Below are 17,844 nucleotides of genomic sequence, written 5' to 3' on the forward strand. Positions count from 1 at the left end.
GTCCGCCTTCTTTTTTAATTATTCAAATCATTCAATCCCGGGCTATGCTCATTTGGCATATCCGGCATTTCAGGGACCGGGAATCCTTTTGGCGGCTCGGTAACAGCAAGGTTTCCGCCATTTCGGCTCGGTGTCTCCCCTTGGAAAATCTGGCTGATCCGCGTTTGATCCATCCTGAAATTGAATTGGGCATTATGGTAGCCTAAATCCACATATTTGCGGCATTCAGGATATTTGTTCAAATCATAATTAGGCACAGGGAAGATTTTTCCCCAGTCGACCCCAAGTGTTTCCAATGCCTTGGCAAATGCATTTTGGTGGGAATTGTCGCGAACCATTAAAAATGCCAGTGTTTCGCGCATTGTTTTATTGGAACTCATTTCATAAATCCTGGACTTTTGCAGGACTCCTGTAGATTCAAGCATGACATTATTCAAAAGGTTCGCCACAAGATTACCATGATCATAAACCCATGATCCGTTCCAAGGATTGCCGCCAGCATCGACGGGCAGGGATGCTTTCGCACCGATGATGAAATGGTGGGGGTTTGCGCCGCCTTTGATGACTTCATCCAATGGGGCGCCATCGGTACCGGAATCTCCTGGCATATCCCCGCCAGCATCATTCAGCAGCTGATTGATGGTTGATTGGACAAGTTCGACGTGGCTCAGCTCCTCCAAGAAAACCCCGCGAATTAAATCACGATATTGTTTAGCCTTGCCGCGGAAGTTGGCGCTTTGGAAAGAATATTGCATCATTGTCCGCATTTCACCGAATTGCCCTCCAAGCGTTTCCTGGAGCACTTTTGCTGCATTTGGATCAGGCTTATCGGGAACGATCATATTGATTAAGTCTTCTTTATAGAAGTACAAATGGAAGCCCTCCTTAAAATGAATATTTCTAAGTTAGCTTCTGTTATCTGAATTAAATTATTCCTAAGGTAAAAAGTACCTTTATGGAATGGCGGGAAGAGAGAAATACTAGAGGGAAGAACGATTTTGAAAGGATGTTGCACATGCTATCCAATCAGCAGCTAAAAGAATTTCAACAGCAATTGCAGCAAACGAAGCAAGAGTTGGAAGAGCGATTAAATGATTCAGGCAACTACGATTTAAGAAGAAGCCTGGAGGATTCGACTGGTGAGTTATCGAGTTACGATAATCATCCCGGAGATGAAGGAACCGAGTTATATGAACGGGAAAAGGATTTAGCCCTTTCCGAGCATGATCGGGATGAAATAAGGGATATTGAACGAGCGCTTTCTGCCATCGAGGCAGGTGAGTATGGAAAATGCGAGGTTTGTTCAAAGGAAATACCTCTTGAACGTTTGAAAGCGATCCCTACTACGACTTATTGTGTCGAGCATACCCCCTCACAGGAAACTTCGGACAATCGGCCGGTGGAAGAGGAAGTGCTCGGACCCCCATTTGGGAGGTTTGATTATGATGACCGGCATGAATCGGTTGCGTACGATGCGGAAGATTCTTGGCAGGATGTTGCCAGTTATGGAACATCTGAATCGCCTTCCGATTTCGTAAATCCGCCAAACGATTACGAAGATATGTATGTGGAGTCCGAAGAAAATGTCGGCTATGTGGAAAATTATGAAAATTTCGTTGGTGTGGATATATACGGTAAAGAGGTAACGGTTTATCCGAACTCCCAATATGAAGAATTGAAGGAAGAACTTTTTGAAGAAAATATTCAAACCCCATTTGGGGATTTGCCCCGATATGAGCATGATCCTTATGTGGATGAAGAAAAAGATTGAAAAAGAAGAACCAGGATTCTAAGCCTGGTTCTTTTTTTTAAGAAAAAGCCAATTTCAACCGGTTTAGCCCATCCATCAGGACGCTGCGTGAACAACCGAGATTCATGCGGACGAAACCTTCTCCGCCAGGTCCGTATTTAGAACCAGGCTCCAATGCGAGCTTCCCTTGATGGATCAGTCGTTCCTTTATTTCCTTGTCGGTCAATCCAAGGTCACGGCAGTCAATCCATAAAAGGTAAGAGGCTTCCGGATGCATGACATGCAGTGAAGGGATTTCGGCTGCAATGAATTCCTCTGCCACTTTTATATTCTCCTCAATGTAGCCAAGCATGTCTTCCAGCCATTCCAAGCCCTCCCGATATGCGGCTTCCATTGCTGTTAAGGCAAAGATGTTAAGGCCATGGAAGGCCAGTTTCGTTTGCGCCATTTGCAGTTTCTTCTGCAATCTTTCATTACTGGTGATCAGGAATGAAGCCTGAAGGCCGGCAATATTGAATGTTTTGCTTGGCGCCATCAATGTAACGGTCCTATCCGCTAATTTTCCTGAAAGGGAGCCGATCGGATAATGCTTGGATGTTGTATGGAATAAGTCAGCATGTATCTCATCACTGACGATGACTACATCATATTTTTCACATAGCTCCCCGATCCGCAAGAGTTCATCCCTTGTCCAAACGCGTCCGCCAGGGTTATGCGGACTGCAAAAAAGGAATAGTTTCACTCCGCTTTTCAGCTTGTCCTCAAAATCGTTGAAATCAATCTCGAAGCGGTCCTTTTCTATGATAAGGGGACTATTGACCACTTCCCGGTCATTATTTTTGATCATATCAAAAAATGGGGTATAGACGGGAGATTGTAACAGTATTTTATCGCCCGGGTTCGTAAATGCCTGGATCGTTGTACCGATTGCGGAAACGACGCCGGAGCTGAATGAAATCCACTTCTTATCGATTTGCCAGGAGTGCCGGTCTTTAAGCCAGCTTTGAATTTCAGTAAAAACCGTTTCAGAAGGGACGGTATAGCCGAAAATTGGATGATTCAAGCGTTCCATCAATGCCTTTTGAATGCCCTCAGGAGATGGGAAGTCCATATCGGCAACCCACATTGGCAGAACATCCTCACGCCCATATAAGGATGTGAGGGAGTTTTTATCCCATTTTGCAGACCCTGAATTTTCCCTGTTGATTTGTTCTTCAAATATTGATTTGTTCAAAATATCCACCACCGAATAAAAATTTGTCGTCTTCGCGAAAAGCCTGTTGTTATGATACTATGATATCATGTTCTTTGAAAATATTGAGCAGGTGATAAATTAGATGGATACACAGCAAATGAATTTAGCGTTGGTTGCCGTTTTACAAGAATGGGACCCTTTCAAGATAGGTTGGGATCTATATGAGCCGGAAATTGCAGATACGGTCGTAGCAATCCGGGATATAGATGACCCGAAGGAACTGGCGGAAAGAATAAAATCCATTTACGAGTTCGCATTCGATGAATCCATTCAGATGGAAAAGTGCCTGGACGTTGCACGAAAGCTGCTCATCATAAAAAATGATGCAAGCTGTTCGATATAAAGGTGAAAAAGGTGTACCCGGAAATCAGGGGCACCTTTTTTACGTTGTTTTTTTGCTCTATACCCATAGTTTGTTCAGTTAACTGATGGTTTGTGCAGTATACTTATGAGTTTTGGCGATTTACTCGTGAGATTCGGCGATTTACTCGTGAGTTTCGCCCATTTACTCGTGAGATTCGGCGATTTTTTGGTGATTTGTGCTTTTACTCGTAAGTTTGTGCAGTATACTCGTGAGTTTTGGCGATTTACTCGTGAATTACAGCGATTTACTCGTGAGTTTACGTTGGGGTGGCTACTCCAATAAACCCCTTAATTAGTTGATACACTTCTTCAGGTTTCTCCTCTGGAAGAAGGTGCCCGGAATCCTCAATGACAACAAGCTCGGAATTGGGCAGATCATCATGAAGCCTTTCGCCGATACTCAATGGCACCACTCGATCATGTCTTCCCCAAATAAGCAGGCATGGTGTATGAATATCACTAAGGTCCTCCTTCAGCAAATCGATTTCCTTATCTCGAAGCATCCTTCCCAATGCCCGGAAAATATCATGCTTCTTTATGAATGGCCCTAGATATCCCTGCCGCATTTCATCGTCAATCATCGCCGGGTCATGGACGACATTTTTCAAGTTCTTTTCGATACCTGATTTTTGCAGATACCGTTTTATCCCGTATGAAAAGAAAGGCAGGTAACTGACCATCTTCATTTTTTCCGAATAGCCGGGCTGATAGCCTGAGCCGGCAAGTAGAATGGCATGGTCGACAAGATCAGGATATGACTTGATGAGCTGCAGGGAAATCTGCCCGCCCATGGAATGGCCGATGATACTGAATTTCCTGATTCCTTTTCCCTCCAGGAACATAACGACGGATTTAGCGATGTTTCGGAATGAATATGTATATCGATAATCTTTTCCGCTTTGCCCGAATGGCGGGAGGTCTATGGAGATCACATTGTATTCCTTGATTAAATGGGGGACTAATTTACGGAAACTGAAGCTCGATGACAAAAATCCGTGAAGCAGGACAAGGGTGGGGAGAGAATCATCGATTCTGTCATATTCAAAATAGATTTCGATATTCCCTACCCGTTCGAGACCTTTGATTGTATGACTTTCCATATAAGCTCCTCCTCCGTTATTGTTCCATGATAAAAACCCATGTTACCCTGAATATTCCAAAAAAGGTCCTATAATACTGTTGCATAACAGTAATTGTAATAATAACGATGAAAAAAGACAATTACTATAACAGGTCACCAGCCAATTTTGATATAATAGTGTAAGTTTATCCTGACAGCATAGGACTTATTAAATTATATTGTCATATAGGTTTTTTAAAAAGTCTAATAAGGTAATTCGTGAGACTATCTGCCAGCCAAACCATCACAGCTAAATTAGTGAATTCCAAAAGGGGGGTTTTCCAATGCACTTGAATGAAGAGGAATTGGAAGTCTTGAGAATCATTGAAAATAACAGCCGGATTGATCTGAAGGATTTGGCTAAAATGACCGATCAATCAGATTCGGACATTGAAATAACATTGAAGAAATTGGAAGATATGCGGGTCATTGTACGTTACTTAACAGTCATTAACTGGGCTAAAGTGGATGAATACCATGGTGTCACAGCGATGATCGATGTAAAGGTCACTCCAAAACGGGGCGTCGGTTTCGATGATGTTGCAAAAAGGATTTACAAGTTCAAAGAAGTCGAGTCCGTTTATTTAATGTCTGGGGCATATGATCTTTCAGTCATTGTCGAAGGGCGTTCGATGAACGAAGTGGCAAGCTTCGTTTCGGAAAAACTTTCGACACTGGATTCCGTCATTTCTACGACGACTCACTTCATAATGAAAAAATACAAGCATGATGGCACCATTTTTGATCAAACTGAAGAAGATAAGCGGATAGTGGTGTCACCATGATTAAAACGAGTTATGTTTCAAAAACGATTGCAGAGCTTAAGCCATCAGGCATCCGCCGCTTTTTTGACTTGGCAGCCAATTTGGAAGGGGTCGTTTCGCTTGGTGTAGGTGAACCGGATTTCGTTACATCTTGGGCGGTAAGGGAAGCGGCGATCAACTCCCTGGAGGAAGGATATACCTCATATACGGCCAATGCCGGATTATTTGAATTAAGGTCGGAAATCAGCCGGTATATGGAGAAGCAGTTCCATGTTTCGTATAGACCGGATGATCAAATCATTGTCACGGTCGGAGCAAGCCAGGCCCTCGATATTGCCCTGAGGACCATCTTGAATCCAGGTGAAGAAGTCATTGTCGTCGAACCTTGTTTCGTCGCCTATGCACCGCTTGTGACCATGGCAGGGGGAATACCGGTCACGGTCCAAACATCCAAGGAAGAAGACTTTAAGTTGACTCCCCAACAACTCGAAGCGGCGATCACGCCTAAAACGAAAGCCGTTTTAATCTGTTCACCGAATAACCCGACGGGAACCCAGCTTGGGCAGGAAGAATTAGTGATGCTTGCTGACATCGTTAAAAAGCATGACTTGCTGGTGATTTCCGATGAAATCTATGCCGAACTTGCTTATGATGAGGAATTCACTTCTTTTGCTGCCGTTGACGGCATGCTGGAGCGGACGATTGTCATCAATGGGTTTTCGAAAGGGTTTGCGATGACAGGGTGGCGTCTTGGGTTCGTTTGTGCACCTAAGGAAATTTCCGAAGCGATGCTTAAGCTTCACCAATATGCGATGATGTGCGCGCCGACCGTTGCGCAGCATGCTGCATTGGAAGCTTTAAAGAACGGTATGCAGGATGTGGAAGAAATGCGTCGGAGTTATCGGAGAAGACGAAATTATATCGTGAAATCATTTAACGATATGGGGCTGGATTGCCATAATCCCGGCGGGGCTTTTTATGCTTTTCCATCAATCGAGAGAACGGGGATGACTTCGATGGAATTTGCTGAAAAACTTCTGACGGAAGAACTTGTTGCCGTTGTACCGGGAGATGTGTTCGGGGAAAGCGGTGAAGGTCATATCCGCTGTTCTTATGCATCCTCCATGGAACAGCTTCAGGAGGCGCTCAGAAGAATGGAACGTTTCATGAAGAATCATTGCCAATAAAAGCAAAAAAATAGGGATCCGGCCATTAGCAGCCGGATCCCTTTCCATAGGGGGAATTAGAAAAAAGAGTTAATCTAATGGATTAACATAGAAAGTGTTAATCATAGTATATCCAGTACCCAGAAAAAAAATACACATACTACGACCCATTTTTTGAATTAAGCTTGTGTTTTATATAAAGTATGCATAACTTTCAGAATTTGTTCTTCGCTAAAGTCCTTGGCTGTTCTTAGAATGAGCTCAGTTTTTTTGGTTCCGATTTCTTCAATCAATTTTTTTATGTCCTCGTCGATACCAGCGGCGTTACCGGTCTGGGCATCCTTCAGGAATTCTGAAGCCGGAATGTCAAGAACGGTGGAAAGACGTAAAATGGTTTGTGTATCAGGAACCGATTCACCCGATTCATACTTTTCGATTTTCTTCGTGCCGATTCGTAATTTCAAAGCCAGTTCCTGTTGAGTTAGGTTGTGATCTTCTCGGTATTGACGGATATTTTTCGCGATATTTGACATGGTCAGACACTCCTTTTTCAGGAAATATATTTTTATTATGTAATTATTTTACCATATTATTACTTAAGTGAAGGAACGGAATATGTAGGTTTTGTGAAAAAAATGCCGCATCGAGAAATATCGAAACGGCATGTTGAATGTTAAATGAGATTAGTTGACTTAAGGAATACGAGTATGATCATGATCGGCACGATGTAGCGAATCAGGAAGTACCAAAGTTTAAAAAGTGATCGGCCGGGATCAGCGCCAGTTTCGAACTCCTTTTGTACTTCGATCCTTTTCATTTGATAACCGATGAAAAGGGATATGAACAAGGCGCCGACTGGCAGCGCGATATTGCTTGTCAGATAATCCGCGAAATCGAATATGGATAAATTGAAAATCTTCACATCCGAAAGCACCCCAAAGGACAATGCGCTAGGAATCCCAATCAGGAAAACGGTGATACCAGCTATCCAAGAGGCCTTCTTCCGTTTTGCGGAATCCCCCTTGATCATGGCTGCAACGACGATTTCGAGAATGGAGAATGCCGTCGTAAGGGTGGCAAATAATAATAATATGAAGAAAATGAACATGAAGATCCCGCCAAGCGCCATTTCATTGAAGACGGCAGGCAACACGACAAATACCAGTCCAGGCCCGCTTGAAGGGCTGAAGCCCAGGGCGAAAACAGCCGGGAAGATGACCAAACCTGCCAGCAAGGAAATGAAGATATTCAGTCCAACTACCGAAAAGGCCGATTTTGTAATATCTTCTTTTTTACTTAAATAGGATGCGTAGGTTACCATCACGGAAACACCGACACTTAGTGCAAAGAAGGATTGGCCGAGTGCCAATAGGATCGTTTCCCCTGTTAATGCGGAAAAGTCCGGTTTCAAGAAGAATTTAACACCTTCCATTGCCCCATCCAGAGTCAAGGATCGGATAAGAAGGATGATGAAAAGAATGAACAATGAAGGCATCATATATTTATTAGCCTTTTCAATTCCCTTGGAAACGCCGCCTTGCACGACCCAAATGGTAAAGACCATGAATAATAACTGAGCGATGACCGTTTCATAAGGATTACTGATTATCGTATTGAAGAAGTTCCCATATTCCTCTTGCGTCAAGTTTGAGAGGGAACCTGTAAAGCTCCTTGCTAAATAGGAGATGATCCAGCCTCCAACAACACTGAAGAAGGAAAGAAGGATGATTGAAGCGACGACACCGCCATATCCAATCAATGCCCAAGGCTTTCCAGGGGCGATATGTTTATATGCGCTAATGGCATCTTTCTGTGCATTGCGGCCAATCGTGAATTCCGCTATTAATATCGGTGCCCCGATAAGCAGGGTGAATATAATGAAGAGCAGGAAAAAGACCCCACCGCCATTTTCCCCGGTCATATACGGGAGCTTCCAGATGGCGCCCAATCCGATAGCGGATCCCGCGGCTGCCAGGATGAACCCAAGTTTTGAAGTCCATTGATCTTGTTTTGACATGATGGAAAAACTCCTTTAGATGTAAAGAATATCTAGCTGTATATTATTTTTTTTAAAACATTTTCTCATCTTACTATGATTAGGGGCAATTGGATAGGTTTAATATTACAATCTTTAGAAAAATGAGTAAATATCTTAAGGGAAATAGGGGTTATTTGCAAATTTTTAGGTTAAGTTATATACAAAGATCTTATAATATTTATTATTTCCAAAAAACAAACATTTTTAATGAGTAAAATCCCAAAAAGTATGGTATACTTAACTTTGATTATTTTCCAATTATGTGATATAATTTTTTATTGCGTGAAAAGACGAAAAAATATATATAAAATAGGAGTGTTACCATGTCTGAAAAATTCGAAATTGGTGCGGTAGTTGCTGGTAAAGTTACTGGTATTCAACCATACGGTGCATTTGTTGCTTTAGATGAATCAACTCAAGGTTTAGTTCATATTTCTGAAATCACTCACGGCTTCGTTAAAGATATTAACGAACATTTAAAAGTGGGCGATGAAGTGAAAGTTAAAGTTCTTTCCATCGATTCAGCTGCTGGAAAAATCGGCTTATCGATCCGCGCTACAGAAGAAGCTCCTGAGCGTACTGAAGCTCCGAAAAAAGCTCCGAAAAAACGCCAAGCATCTGTTAAAGCGACATCTCACATCGAATCTACTGAAGGTTTCAACACATTGAAAGACAAACTTCAAGAGTGGATTGAACAATCTCAACGCGAAGACTTAATCAAAAAATAATTTTTTAGAACCGGCAGATCCTCGATCAGCCGGTTTTTTTTGTCCTGGGGCACATGAAGAAATAAAGCCGGGTCATGTGTTTATCCATGGTCCGGCTTTATTTTATAGAACCTAACATTGTCGATGATCAAGATCTCAGCGAGTCGGTTTGGTTTCAGGCTCCCTGGAAATTTCAGGACTTGGTTTAAAGAGAAGACCAAGATTAATGAGACCTGCAATTCCAACCAATCCATAAACGATACGGGCCATTCCGGCATCTTGCCCTCCGAAAATCGAAGCGACCAAGTCAAATTGGAAAAACCCTATTAATCCCCAGTTGATTGCCCCGATTATAGTAAGAACAAGTGCAATTCTTTGTATTCCACTCATTGTACAGCCTCCTTTTTTTTGAAAAAATCAGTTCTTTACTTATCATGCATTTTCAGCATGTAAATATACATCCACTCAAAAGTTAGGGCGGATATTTTGTATTTAAATGGAACATTGGTCATAATGAATAAAAGAAAAACTAGCACTTGGCCCTGTCGTTCATTCGAAAACGGAGTCAATGTGGCATTAAAGGAGAGATACCATTGGAGAATTTCACATATAAAAATCCTACAAAAGTAATTTTCGGGAAAGGTCAGCTTGAAAGCTTAAAAACTGAAATTCCCGCCTATGGCGATAGAGTTTTACTTGTATATGGCGGGGGGAGCATAAAGAAAAATGGCTTATATGAAAAAGTGATCAATGCCTTGAAAGAGATCGATGCAGAGGTGCACGAACTTTCCGGAGTTGAACCGAATCCACGCATCTCAACAGTCCGGAAGGGTGTTGACCTTTGTAAAGAACATGGGATCGACTTTGTCCTTGCGGTTGGAGGGGGAAGCGTTATAGACGCTACAAAGGCCATCGTTGCAGGTGCTAAATATGAGGGTGATCCATGGGATCTTGTCATTAAGAAGTCACCAGTCGAAGAGGCCCTTCCATTCGGAACGGTGCTGACTTTAGCTGCAACAGGCTCTGAGGCGAATTCCGGATCTGTCATAACAAACTGGGAAACGAAAGAGAAATATGGATGGGGAAGTCCATTGGTATTTCCGCAATTCTCCATTTTGGACCCTGAAAATACTTTTTCAGTACCAAAAGACCAGACGGTATACGGAATGGTCGATATGATGTCACATGTATTCGAAACGTACTTCCACCCGGCAACGCATGCACCGCTGCAAGACCGTTTTTGTGAATCGCTGTTATCGACGGTGATTGAAACGGCACCTAAACTATTGGAAGACCTAGAGGATTATGAGCATCGGGCCACTATCCTGTATGCCGGAAACCTAGCCTTGAATGGGTCACTTGGGGTTGGTTACAGCGGTGATTGGGCAACGCATAACATTGAACATGCCGTTTCAGCTGTTTATGACATCCCGCATGCAGGAGGATTGGCCATCTTATTCCCGAATTGGATGAAGCATGTGCTCCATGAAAATGTCGCACGCTTTAAACAAGTTGCAGTCCGTGTATTCCATGTAGATCCGGAAGGTAAAACGGATGAGGAAGCGGCCCTTGAAGGCATTGAAAGACTTAGGTCATTTTGGAGCAGCTTAGGGGCGCCGACCAATCTTTCGGATTATGGCATCGATGACTCACAATTGGAAGTCATGGCTGATAAAGCGATGAGCAGAGGGGAATTTGGACGATTCAAAGTCCTGAACCGTGAAGATGTCCTTGCCATTTTACGGGCTTCCTTATAAACAAGTGATATGATCCGATCTCCCTCCTTGCCAGGTGGGAGATTGCTTTATATGCATAATTCGTTATTTACTTGATCGATTTCTTGATTATGAGAATTACATCAGATAAAGTGAAAGGGAAACTAAAGAATTCAAGGAGGAATTTGAATGGCCCATATTCGTTTCGATTATTCAAAAGCCCTGCCGTTTTTCGGGGAGCATGAAATTACCTATCTACAGGATGCTGTAAAAGTGGCACACCATTCCCTGCATGAGCAGACAGGGGCAGGCAATGAATATCTTGGCTGGCTTGATTTACCCGCCAATTATGATAAAGAAGAATTCTCAAGAATCAAAAAAGCGGCCGCGAAAATAAAAGAAGATTCAGAAGTGCTGCTGGTTATCGGAATCGGTGGATCATATCTGGGAGCACGGGCAGCAGTTGAGATGCTTCAACATAGTTTTTATAACATTCTACCTTCGGATAAAAGGAAAGCACCGCAAATTTTATTTGTCGGTAATAATATAAGCTCTACATATATGCAGGACGTGATGGACCTATTGGAAAATAGGGATTTCTCGATCAACGTCATCTCTAAATCCGGTACGACCACGGAGCCTGCACTGGCCTTCAGGATTTTCAGGAAACTGCTTGAACAAAAATACGGCGTTGAAGAAGCTAAGAGCCGCATTTATGCTACGACTGATAAAGAGAAGGGCGCATTAAAAACGGTAGCAACGGAGGAAGGTTTCCAAACTTTCGTCATTCCTGATGATGTTGGCGGACGTTACTCGGTCTTAACGGCTGTAGGGCTGCTTCCGATTGCTGTCAGCGGGGCGGATATCGATCAAATCATGGAGGGAGCCGAGCGTGCCAGGGCCGACTTCAGTTCTTCCGAGCTAGGGGAGAATCAGGCATACCAATATGCGGCGGTTCGGAATATCCTTTACAATAAAGGGAAAACGATTGAAATGCTGATAAACTATGAGCCTGGACTTCAATACTTCTCTGAGTGGTGGAAACAGTTATTTGGAGAAAGTGAAGGGAAGGATCAAAAAGGGATATTCCCTTCATCGGCTAACTTCTCGACTGACCTGCATTCATTAGGGCAGTATGTCCAGGAAGGACGGCGTGATCTTTTTGAAACGGTCATCAAAGTCGATAAGGCCCGACACGAAATCTTGATTGAAGAAGCGTCCAATGACTTGGACGGCCTGAATTACCTAGCAGGTGAAACGGTGCAATTCGTGAATAATAAAGCATTTGAAGGTACGCTGTTAGCCCATACGGACGGTGGCGTTCCCAACCTGATCGTAACGGTTCCTCAGCTCGATGCTTATACTTTTGGCTACCTTGTATATTTCTTCGAGAAAGCTTGTGCAATGAGCGGTTATTTACTGGGTGTAAATCCATTTGATCAGCCTGGAGTGGAAGCCTATAAGGTGAACATGTTTGCTCTTTTAGGCAAGCCGGGTTATGAAAAGAAAAAAGCGGAGCTCGAACAGCGCTTATAATATAAAGGCATCAAGCCGGAAAATGGCTTGATGCCTTTTTTTGTTAAAGAAGGAAACGGTGGAAATTTCACTAAAGCGAAAGGATGGCTTGGAAGCCAAGTTCCTTATGCCTTTCGAGGGGACAATAGAGTCGTTCCAGGTTTTTTTTTAGGCGCTTTGGTTAAGCTAATAGAAAATTAGCGAAAGAGGTTTTATACAATGATTAAAATTTCTTCTCAGTTGGAAGGGAAAACATTCGGTTTGTTCGATCTGGAGACAAAGTTAAAACCGGAAGGATATGCAATAGGCGGGGGATGGGATTATGACCACGGATCTTTTGATTATAAGATTGATGACAGTGATGGCTACCAATTCTTGCGGGTCCCTTTCAAGGCTGTTGATGGTTCACTCGATCAGGACGGGGTAATGGTCGAACTCTTACAACCGTTTTTGTTATCTCATAAGTACGAGGACGGGATTGATGATGAAGGAAATATCGGAAACCTATCCGCTTCCTTCAATCAGTTTGCCGAGCCTGAAAATCCGGATGCCGAATTTCCGGAAAACTATATCTCATTAGGAAAAACGCTTGTCCGTAATCTGGAAAAGCTTTTATTACATTAATCATCAATGATGAGTAGAGTGTCATCACGATGGATGATTACATCTCCGGGGGGCTTGATTAAGGTCTTGCCTCCTGAAATGATGCCGACCAATAAAATGTTTTGATCGAATAGCTTAACGTTCAGCTGTTTGAACGTCAATTCCGCCCAGTCATCCTGGATGGGCAGCTGTTTGAGGCTCAATCCATCCAGCTCATTTTGTTCTCTGGCTTCCGTTATGATCCCCTTCGATAAGCAATCCTGCATATATTCACTCGCGAATTTATTCGTTTCGACTATACCGTCCGCCCCAGCCCGTAAAGCATTTTCCTTTTGTTCATGCGTCAATATTTCCACAAGACAATACACATGCGGATTCAGCCCTTTGACGGCCAGTAACGTTAAAATCGAGAACATATCCGTTTGCAGCTCGTCCTGCTTAAGGTCAGCCGTAATAAGGACGCGAATGGCTTGTTTAATATTGGCTTTCTGCAAAACGGAATCCAATGTAGCCTTTCCTTGGATAAAGTGGATATTCGTTCGTGGAAGCGGGTGCTTTTGCAGTGTATCATCGATAAGGACAATGGATTGATGGTGCTTACGATCATGGATGTTTTGGATGATTCTCTTGGAACGGCCATTCCAGCCCACAATGATAATATGTCCGCCGCCGCCGAATACTTTCTTTCCTGTTAGAAATTGCTGTTCATTGGATATGGAAATTTTAGCGATGTACGCAAAATAAGAAGTAATCAGGCCGGCCCCTGACAAAATGAGGACCATCCCAATGATTTTGCCAAGATTGGTCACGGGAGTGAAATCTCCATAGCCGACCGTTGACATCGTCACGATTGCCCACCAGATGCCATCAAGTAAGGTGGGGAATCTCTTCGGCTCCACAATGTGGATCAAGACCCCGAATGAAAGTAAAAATAAGGCGATGATGGAAAGCAATCTGATGAAACGCGGAAATCTGGGAACGGTACTGATGTATGGACCGATTCGAATCATTATTTTCACACCCTTTGAGCTGTTCCTTATAGTATGGTCAAAAAAGGCATGGCTCATAAGGGTCCGGACAGACAAACTTTGAATGATGAATATCGGCATATAGCCTGATCGAATTACCGTAAATGATAAAAGCCCTCCGGAAGATGTCGGAAGGCTTTTAGTGCTGAGTCACGTATCCTGAATGGACTTCATGCTCGATGGTTGATTATATGCCCATTTCAGATTCGGTATTCCTATATCTTTTGTTAAACCCTTCTCCGTACGTTGAAGTTATCACTGATGAGCAGCCAGTTTTGGGGGAAGGCTAAGCCGAGCTTCCAATAACTCATTCCCCTTAAGTTCAATTCTTTGAGTAAATCGAATTTTGCCTGAATCGATCTGGCATCTTCAAACCACACCTCATGCTGCCTATCCTCAATATCGGTATAATTGAAGTGAGGGGCCTGTGCGGTTTCGTCATACTCGATGGAAACATCATTGTCCGCCGCAAGCTGGATGGCCTGCTGCGGACTCACGGCCCTGGCAGTGGATCCCTGTACAAAAGGCAGGGTCCAATCATAGCCATATAGGTTTTGCCCCATCAGGATCTTGTTGGAAGGAATATCGGTGACGGCATATTCGAGGACATCCCGAACAGGTCCGATAGGTGACACTGCCATTGGCGGTCCGCCGCTATACCCCCATTCATATGTCATGATGATGACGAAGTCGACGATTTCACCATGTGCTTTATAGTCATGGGCCTCATACCAACGGCCTTTTTGCTCAGCACTTGTTTTAGGGGCCAGTGCCGTGGAAATGAACCATCCTTCCTTCTTGAAGCGATCCCTGGCTTTTCGGAGAAATTGATTATAGGCTTCTCTGTCGGCCGGCCGTAAATACTCAAAGTCAAAGTGGATATCCCGGAAACCGTATTTCTTTGCCGTTGTAACGATATTGTTCAGGAACTTATTCTGAACGGAAGTATTCGTTAAGATGATTCGCCCGAGCTCATCGCTGAATTGGTCATTCTCCTGATTTGTGATCACCATCATCAGGACATTTTTATTTTCCCTGGCGATGGCAGGGAAGTCATTGAGCAATGGCTCTTTTAAGGAGCCGTCTCGCAGCGCCTGGAAGCTGAAAGGGGCTAAGTAGGTTAAATAGGGCGCAGCTTCCCTGGCGGCCGTCTCAAGGGCCGGTGCAACCGTCGTGCCCCTCGGCTCGACATAGCCGTTGAATTCGGCAGTCCTTTTCCTCCGTGCCGGAATATAAAGCCGGTATCCAACGGATAGGATTTGATTTTCGGAAATGCCATTTATATTTGCCAATTCTTGAACAGGGACATCAACCCTTTGGGAAATGGTATAAAGACTATCACCTGGTTGAACGAAATAATAACTGCCGACGATTGGAATAACAAGGGCCTGCCCCGAAACAAGATTATTTGGGTTAGGGATCTTATTTGATTCAACGAGCCTGTCGACGGTTACGCTGTACGTCTGGGCGATGCCATATAACGTCTGGCCTGGCCTAACCACATGTATTTGCAATTCTTTTCCCTCCTACTGAAAGTTTCCTAACAGTTTATGAGCATAAAAAGAAATTCATGATAAAGAGCTCAGGATTGGGAGAAACGTAAACAAAAAAATTCAATAAATTGGCAATAATAATTTAAGCTTAAAATGCTAATTAATATTAGTAGGAGGTGAAAAACACATGGCAAACAACAATAACAGCAATCAACTTTTAGTATCTGGTGCAGAACAAGCTCTACAACAAATGAAGAATGAAATCGCTAGTGAATTTGGTGTAAACCTAGGTGCTGACACTACTTCTCGCGCTAACGGATCTGTTGGTGGGGAAATCACAAAACGTTTGGTTCAAATGGCTGAACAACAACTAGGCGGTTCAAACTTTTCTCGTTAATTAATTGAATAAATATGGATTAGAAAGAGAAGGAGCATCGCTCCTTCTCTTTCGCATTGCTCAGCCATGTGACTGCCAAGCTTTTAAAATCTTGATTGCCCTTTCAGGAAAATCGGTCATGATGACGTCGACTCCCAACTCTGCCAGCCTGACGATGTCGGCTTCATCATTGGCGACCCAAGGCCGGATTTTATATCCAAGTTTTTTCGCTTTTTCTTTAACCGCAGGAGTCAGGCTGTTTTTATCTGGATGAAAACCCAATTCTTTTTTATCACGTAAGATTTCTTCGAAGTTTTCAGGAAGTCCCTCGAACAATAATGCCCGTTCAAGATCTGGGGCAAGCATCTTCACTTTTTCAATGGATTGATGGTTGAAGGAAGAGAGAATCACCCGGTTTTCCATTCCATATTGGCGAATTGAATCAATGATCTTCTGTTCGATTCCTTCATAAGCGAGTTTATCCGTCTTGATTTCGACATTCATCAATAAAGCATTCCCCTTAGCCCAGTCGAAAACGTCCATTAAAAAAGGAATCCGCTCCCCAAGGAATTCATTGGAAAATTTGCTCCCGGCATCAGCCGTTTTCAGTTTTTGTGCCGAATGATCTTTTACATAACCAGTAAGGGTGGTCGTTCGATCAAGTGTTTCGTCATGGATGATGACCAATTCCCCGTCAGAACTGAGGTGGACATCGAACTCGATCCCCTCGGCCCCGATTTCTGCCGCCTTTTGAAAGGCTGCCATGGTATTTTCAGGATGCGTCCCCTTGGACCCTCTATGGGCGAAAATCAGTATGTTTTGCAAAATCATCACTTCCCCTTTAAACTTTATCTTGAACCCTATCATACATGTACGCTTGAATTGTTTCAGCAATGTTTAATAGACAATATTTTAAACAACGAGTAAAATACATATGGTATTTCCATAAATAGGTGTTCGAAATATGAGGTGAATAAAATGAATATGTGGGAAATTTTTGTTGCAGTTATCCTTGGTCTTGTAGAAGGATTAACTGAGTTTGCTCCTGTATCGTCAACAGGGCATATGATTATCGTTGATGATTTATGGCTGAATTCGAAAGAGCTTTTCGGGAGTGAAGTGGCTAATGCCTTTAAGGTGGTCATCCAGCTTGGTTCGATACTCGCCGTTGTGGTGCTCTTCTGGGGGCGATTCATGGACTTGCTTGGTTTAAGGAAGCTGAAAGGCACATCCGCTGGGAACGGCCAAAAGCTTAACCTATTGCAGATCATTGTCGGATTGTTGCCGGCGGGCGTTTTAGGTCTATTATTCGAAGATTACATTGATGATAATCTATTTACGATGAAGACGGTTATCGTCGGATTGTTCCTTGGCGCGTTTTTGATGATTGCTGCGGATAAATTCCGTCCAAAGCTGACTGCAGAGACGGTTGACCAAATCACTTATAAACAAGCCTTAGGTGTAGGGTTAATTCAATGTTTGTCACTATGGCCGGGATTTTCCCGTTCAGGTTCAACGATATCAGGCGGTGTGCTATTAGGGATGAGCTATCGGGCTGCTTCCGATTTCACGTTCATCATGGCAGTGCCGATCATGGCTGGTGCCAGTCTGTTAAAAATCGTGAAGTACTGGGATAGCTTCACGCCTGAAGTCCTGCCATTCTTTATTGCAGGTTTCATCAGTGCATTTATCTTTGCGTTATTCTGTATCCGCTTTTTCTTGATTTTAATCAATAAAGTTAAATTGACTCCTTTTGCCATTTACCGGATCGTCTTGGCGGTTGTGCTTCTATTCATTATTTGGTAATACGAAATGAAGCTTGAAAGAGGAGAGGAACCACCCCGTTGATTCGGGGTGGTTTTTTGTGTGTCCGAAAATAAGCAGGATTCCCATGAAATTAATAACGAATGATAATTCACTTTTTAAGTTTTTAATTCGTCATTATTGAGTA

At 43.2% G+C, this 17,844-nt stretch carries 19 protein-coding genes; 10 read left to right on the forward strand and 9 right to left on the reverse strand.

All coding sequences use genetic code 11. The features are described from left to right. Positions 1-14: 14 nt before the first annotated feature. Positions 15-872 carry a manganese catalase family protein gene (locus ACFX4H_RS18675; RefSeq protein WP_063589783.1) on the reverse strand — a complete coding sequence of 286 codons (858 nt, stop codon included), beginning with the start codon at positions 870-872 and terminating at the stop codon, positions 15-17. Positions 873-1,015: 143 nt separating this feature from the next. On the opposite strand from ACFX4H_RS18675, the gene ACFX4H_RS18680 reads away from it, so the two are divergent. After that, entirely contained in the window at positions 1,016-1,771 is a 756-nt protein-coding gene (locus ACFX4H_RS18680) for a TraR/DksA C4-type zinc finger protein (RefSeq protein ID WP_377436006.1), read from the forward strand. A gap of 37 nt (positions 1,772-1,808) precedes the next feature. Here the strand turns inward: ACFX4H_RS18680 and ACFX4H_RS18685 are convergent, their stop codons facing one another. After that, positions 1,809-2,984, reverse strand: a complete 1,176-nt coding sequence (locus ACFX4H_RS18685) for a MalY/PatB family protein (RefSeq protein ID WP_377436007.1) — start codon at positions 2,982-2,984, stop codon at positions 1,809-1,811. Between the two features lie 103 nt (positions 2,985-3,087). Between ACFX4H_RS18685 and ACFX4H_RS18690 the strand changes: the two genes are divergently transcribed. After that, positions 3,088-3,348 carry a DUF1871 family protein gene (locus ACFX4H_RS18690; RefSeq protein ID WP_063589786.1) on the forward strand — a complete coding sequence of 87 codons (261 nt, stop codon included), beginning with the start codon at positions 3,088-3,090 and terminating at the stop codon, positions 3,346-3,348. 277 nt (positions 3,349-3,625) lie between these two features. Here ACFX4H_RS18690 and ACFX4H_RS18695 read toward each other — a convergent pair whose 3' ends face one another. Then, on the reverse strand, positions 3,626-4,468 hold the full coding sequence (locus tag ACFX4H_RS18695) for an alpha/beta fold hydrolase (protein ID WP_034310289.1): 843 nt from the start codon (positions 4,466-4,468) through the stop codon (positions 3,626-3,628). Between the two features lie 304 nt (positions 4,469-4,772). Here ACFX4H_RS18695 and ACFX4H_RS18700 point away from each other — a divergent pair, with 304 nt between their 5' ends. Together ACFX4H_RS18700 and ACFX4H_RS18705 are read left to right on the forward strand one after the other, a co-directional pair. Then, positions 4,773-5,273 (forward strand): Lrp/AsnC family transcriptional regulator, encoded by a 501-nt coding sequence (locus ACFX4H_RS18700; protein WP_034310292.1) that lies wholly within the window; start codon positions 4,773-4,775, stop codon positions 5,271-5,273. After that, positions 5,270-6,439, forward strand: coding sequence for an aminotransferase (locus tag ACFX4H_RS18705; protein WP_034310296.1), 1,170 nt, complete (start codon positions 5,270-5,272; stop codon positions 6,437-6,439). The genes ACFX4H_RS18700 and ACFX4H_RS18705 overlap by 4 nt, the downstream gene beginning before the upstream one ends. Before the next feature lie 158 nt (positions 6,440-6,597). Here ACFX4H_RS18705 and ACFX4H_RS18710 read toward each other — a convergent pair whose 3' ends face one another. Continuing rightward, complete coding sequence (locus ACFX4H_RS18710; RefSeq protein ID WP_063589788.1) at positions 6,598-6,951, reverse strand: helix-turn-helix domain-containing protein; 354 nt, start codon at positions 6,949-6,951, stop codon at positions 6,598-6,600. Between the two features lie 140 nt (positions 6,952-7,091). After that, positions 7,092-8,435, reverse strand: a complete 1,344-nt coding sequence (locus ACFX4H_RS18715; protein WP_053536716.1) for a sodium-dependent transporter — start codon at positions 8,433-8,435, stop codon at positions 7,092-7,094. A gap of 344 nt (positions 8,436-8,779) precedes the next feature. Here ACFX4H_RS18715 and yugI point away from each other — a divergent pair, with 344 nt between their 5' ends. Further along, positions 8,780-9,184, forward strand: a complete 405-nt coding sequence (gene yugI / locus ACFX4H_RS18720; protein ID WP_034310304.1) for a S1 domain-containing post-transcriptional regulator GSP13 — start codon at positions 8,780-8,782, stop codon at positions 9,182-9,184. Positions 9,185-9,319: 135 nt separating this feature from the next. On the opposite strand, the gene ACFX4H_RS18725 is transcribed toward yugI, so the two are convergent. Beyond that, complete coding sequence (locus ACFX4H_RS18725; protein WP_034310308.1) at positions 9,320-9,553, reverse strand: DUF378 domain-containing protein; 234 nt, start codon at positions 9,551-9,553, stop codon at positions 9,320-9,322. Positions 9,554-9,756: 203 nt separating this feature from the next. Between ACFX4H_RS18725 and ACFX4H_RS18730 the strand changes: the two genes are divergently transcribed. The 3 genes from ACFX4H_RS18730 to ACFX4H_RS18740 all read left to right on the forward strand — a co-directional run bounded on the left by ACFX4H_RS18730 (position 9,757) and on the right by ACFX4H_RS18740 (position 13,017). Beyond that, positions 9,757-10,920 (forward strand): iron-containing alcohol dehydrogenase, encoded by a 1,164-nt coding sequence (locus ACFX4H_RS18730; protein ID WP_377436008.1) that lies wholly within the window; start codon positions 9,757-9,759, stop codon positions 10,918-10,920. 147 nt (positions 10,921-11,067) lie between these two features. After that, positions 11,068-12,414 (forward strand): glucose-6-phosphate isomerase, encoded by a 1,347-nt coding sequence (locus ACFX4H_RS18735; protein WP_034310314.1) that lies wholly within the window; start codon positions 11,068-11,070, stop codon positions 12,412-12,414. Between the two features lie 198 nt (positions 12,415-12,612). Then, entirely contained in the window at positions 12,613-13,017 is a 405-nt protein-coding gene (locus ACFX4H_RS18740) for a YugN-like family protein (RefSeq protein WP_034310316.1), read from the forward strand. Here ACFX4H_RS18740 and ACFX4H_RS18745 read toward each other — a convergent pair. Further along, complete coding sequence (locus tag ACFX4H_RS18745; RefSeq protein ID WP_323602481.1) at positions 13,014-14,006, reverse strand: potassium channel family protein; 993 nt, start codon at positions 14,004-14,006, stop codon at positions 13,014-13,016. The two genes, ACFX4H_RS18740 and ACFX4H_RS18745, sit on opposite strands and share 4 nt — an antisense overlap. Positions 14,007-14,251: 245 nt before the next feature. Further along, complete coding sequence (locus ACFX4H_RS18750; RefSeq protein WP_034310319.1) at positions 14,252-15,538, reverse strand: glycoside hydrolase family 18 protein; 1,287 nt, start codon at positions 15,536-15,538, stop codon at positions 14,252-14,254. A 166-nt stretch (positions 15,539-15,704) separates the two neighbouring features. Between ACFX4H_RS18750 and ACFX4H_RS18755 the strand changes: the two genes are divergently transcribed. Next, positions 15,705-15,914, forward strand: coding sequence for an alpha/beta-type small acid-soluble spore protein (locus ACFX4H_RS18755; RefSeq protein ID WP_034310322.1), 210 nt, complete (start codon positions 15,705-15,707; stop codon positions 15,912-15,914). Between the two features lie 60 nt (positions 15,915-15,974). On the opposite strand, the gene ACFX4H_RS18760 is transcribed toward ACFX4H_RS18755, so the two are convergent. Continuing rightward, positions 15,975-16,724: a glycerophosphodiester phosphodiesterase gene (locus tag ACFX4H_RS18760; protein ID WP_034310325.1), complete on the reverse strand. Its 750-nt coding sequence runs from the start codon at positions 16,722-16,724 to the stop codon at positions 15,975-15,977. A gap of 147 nt (positions 16,725-16,871) precedes the next feature. On the opposite strand from ACFX4H_RS18760, the gene ACFX4H_RS18765 reads away from it, so the two are divergent. Next, a complete protein-coding gene (locus tag ACFX4H_RS18765; RefSeq protein ID WP_034310327.1) occupies positions 16,872-17,699 on the forward strand; it encodes an undecaprenyl-diphosphate phosphatase in 828 nt (275 codons plus the stop codon). Positions 17,700-17,844 lie beyond the last annotated feature (145 nt).

The organism is Peribacillus sp. YIM B13477, assembly GCF_042787955.1.
Lineage (GTDB): Bacteria > Bacillota > Bacilli > Bacillales > DSM-1321 > Peribacillus > Peribacillus frigoritolerans.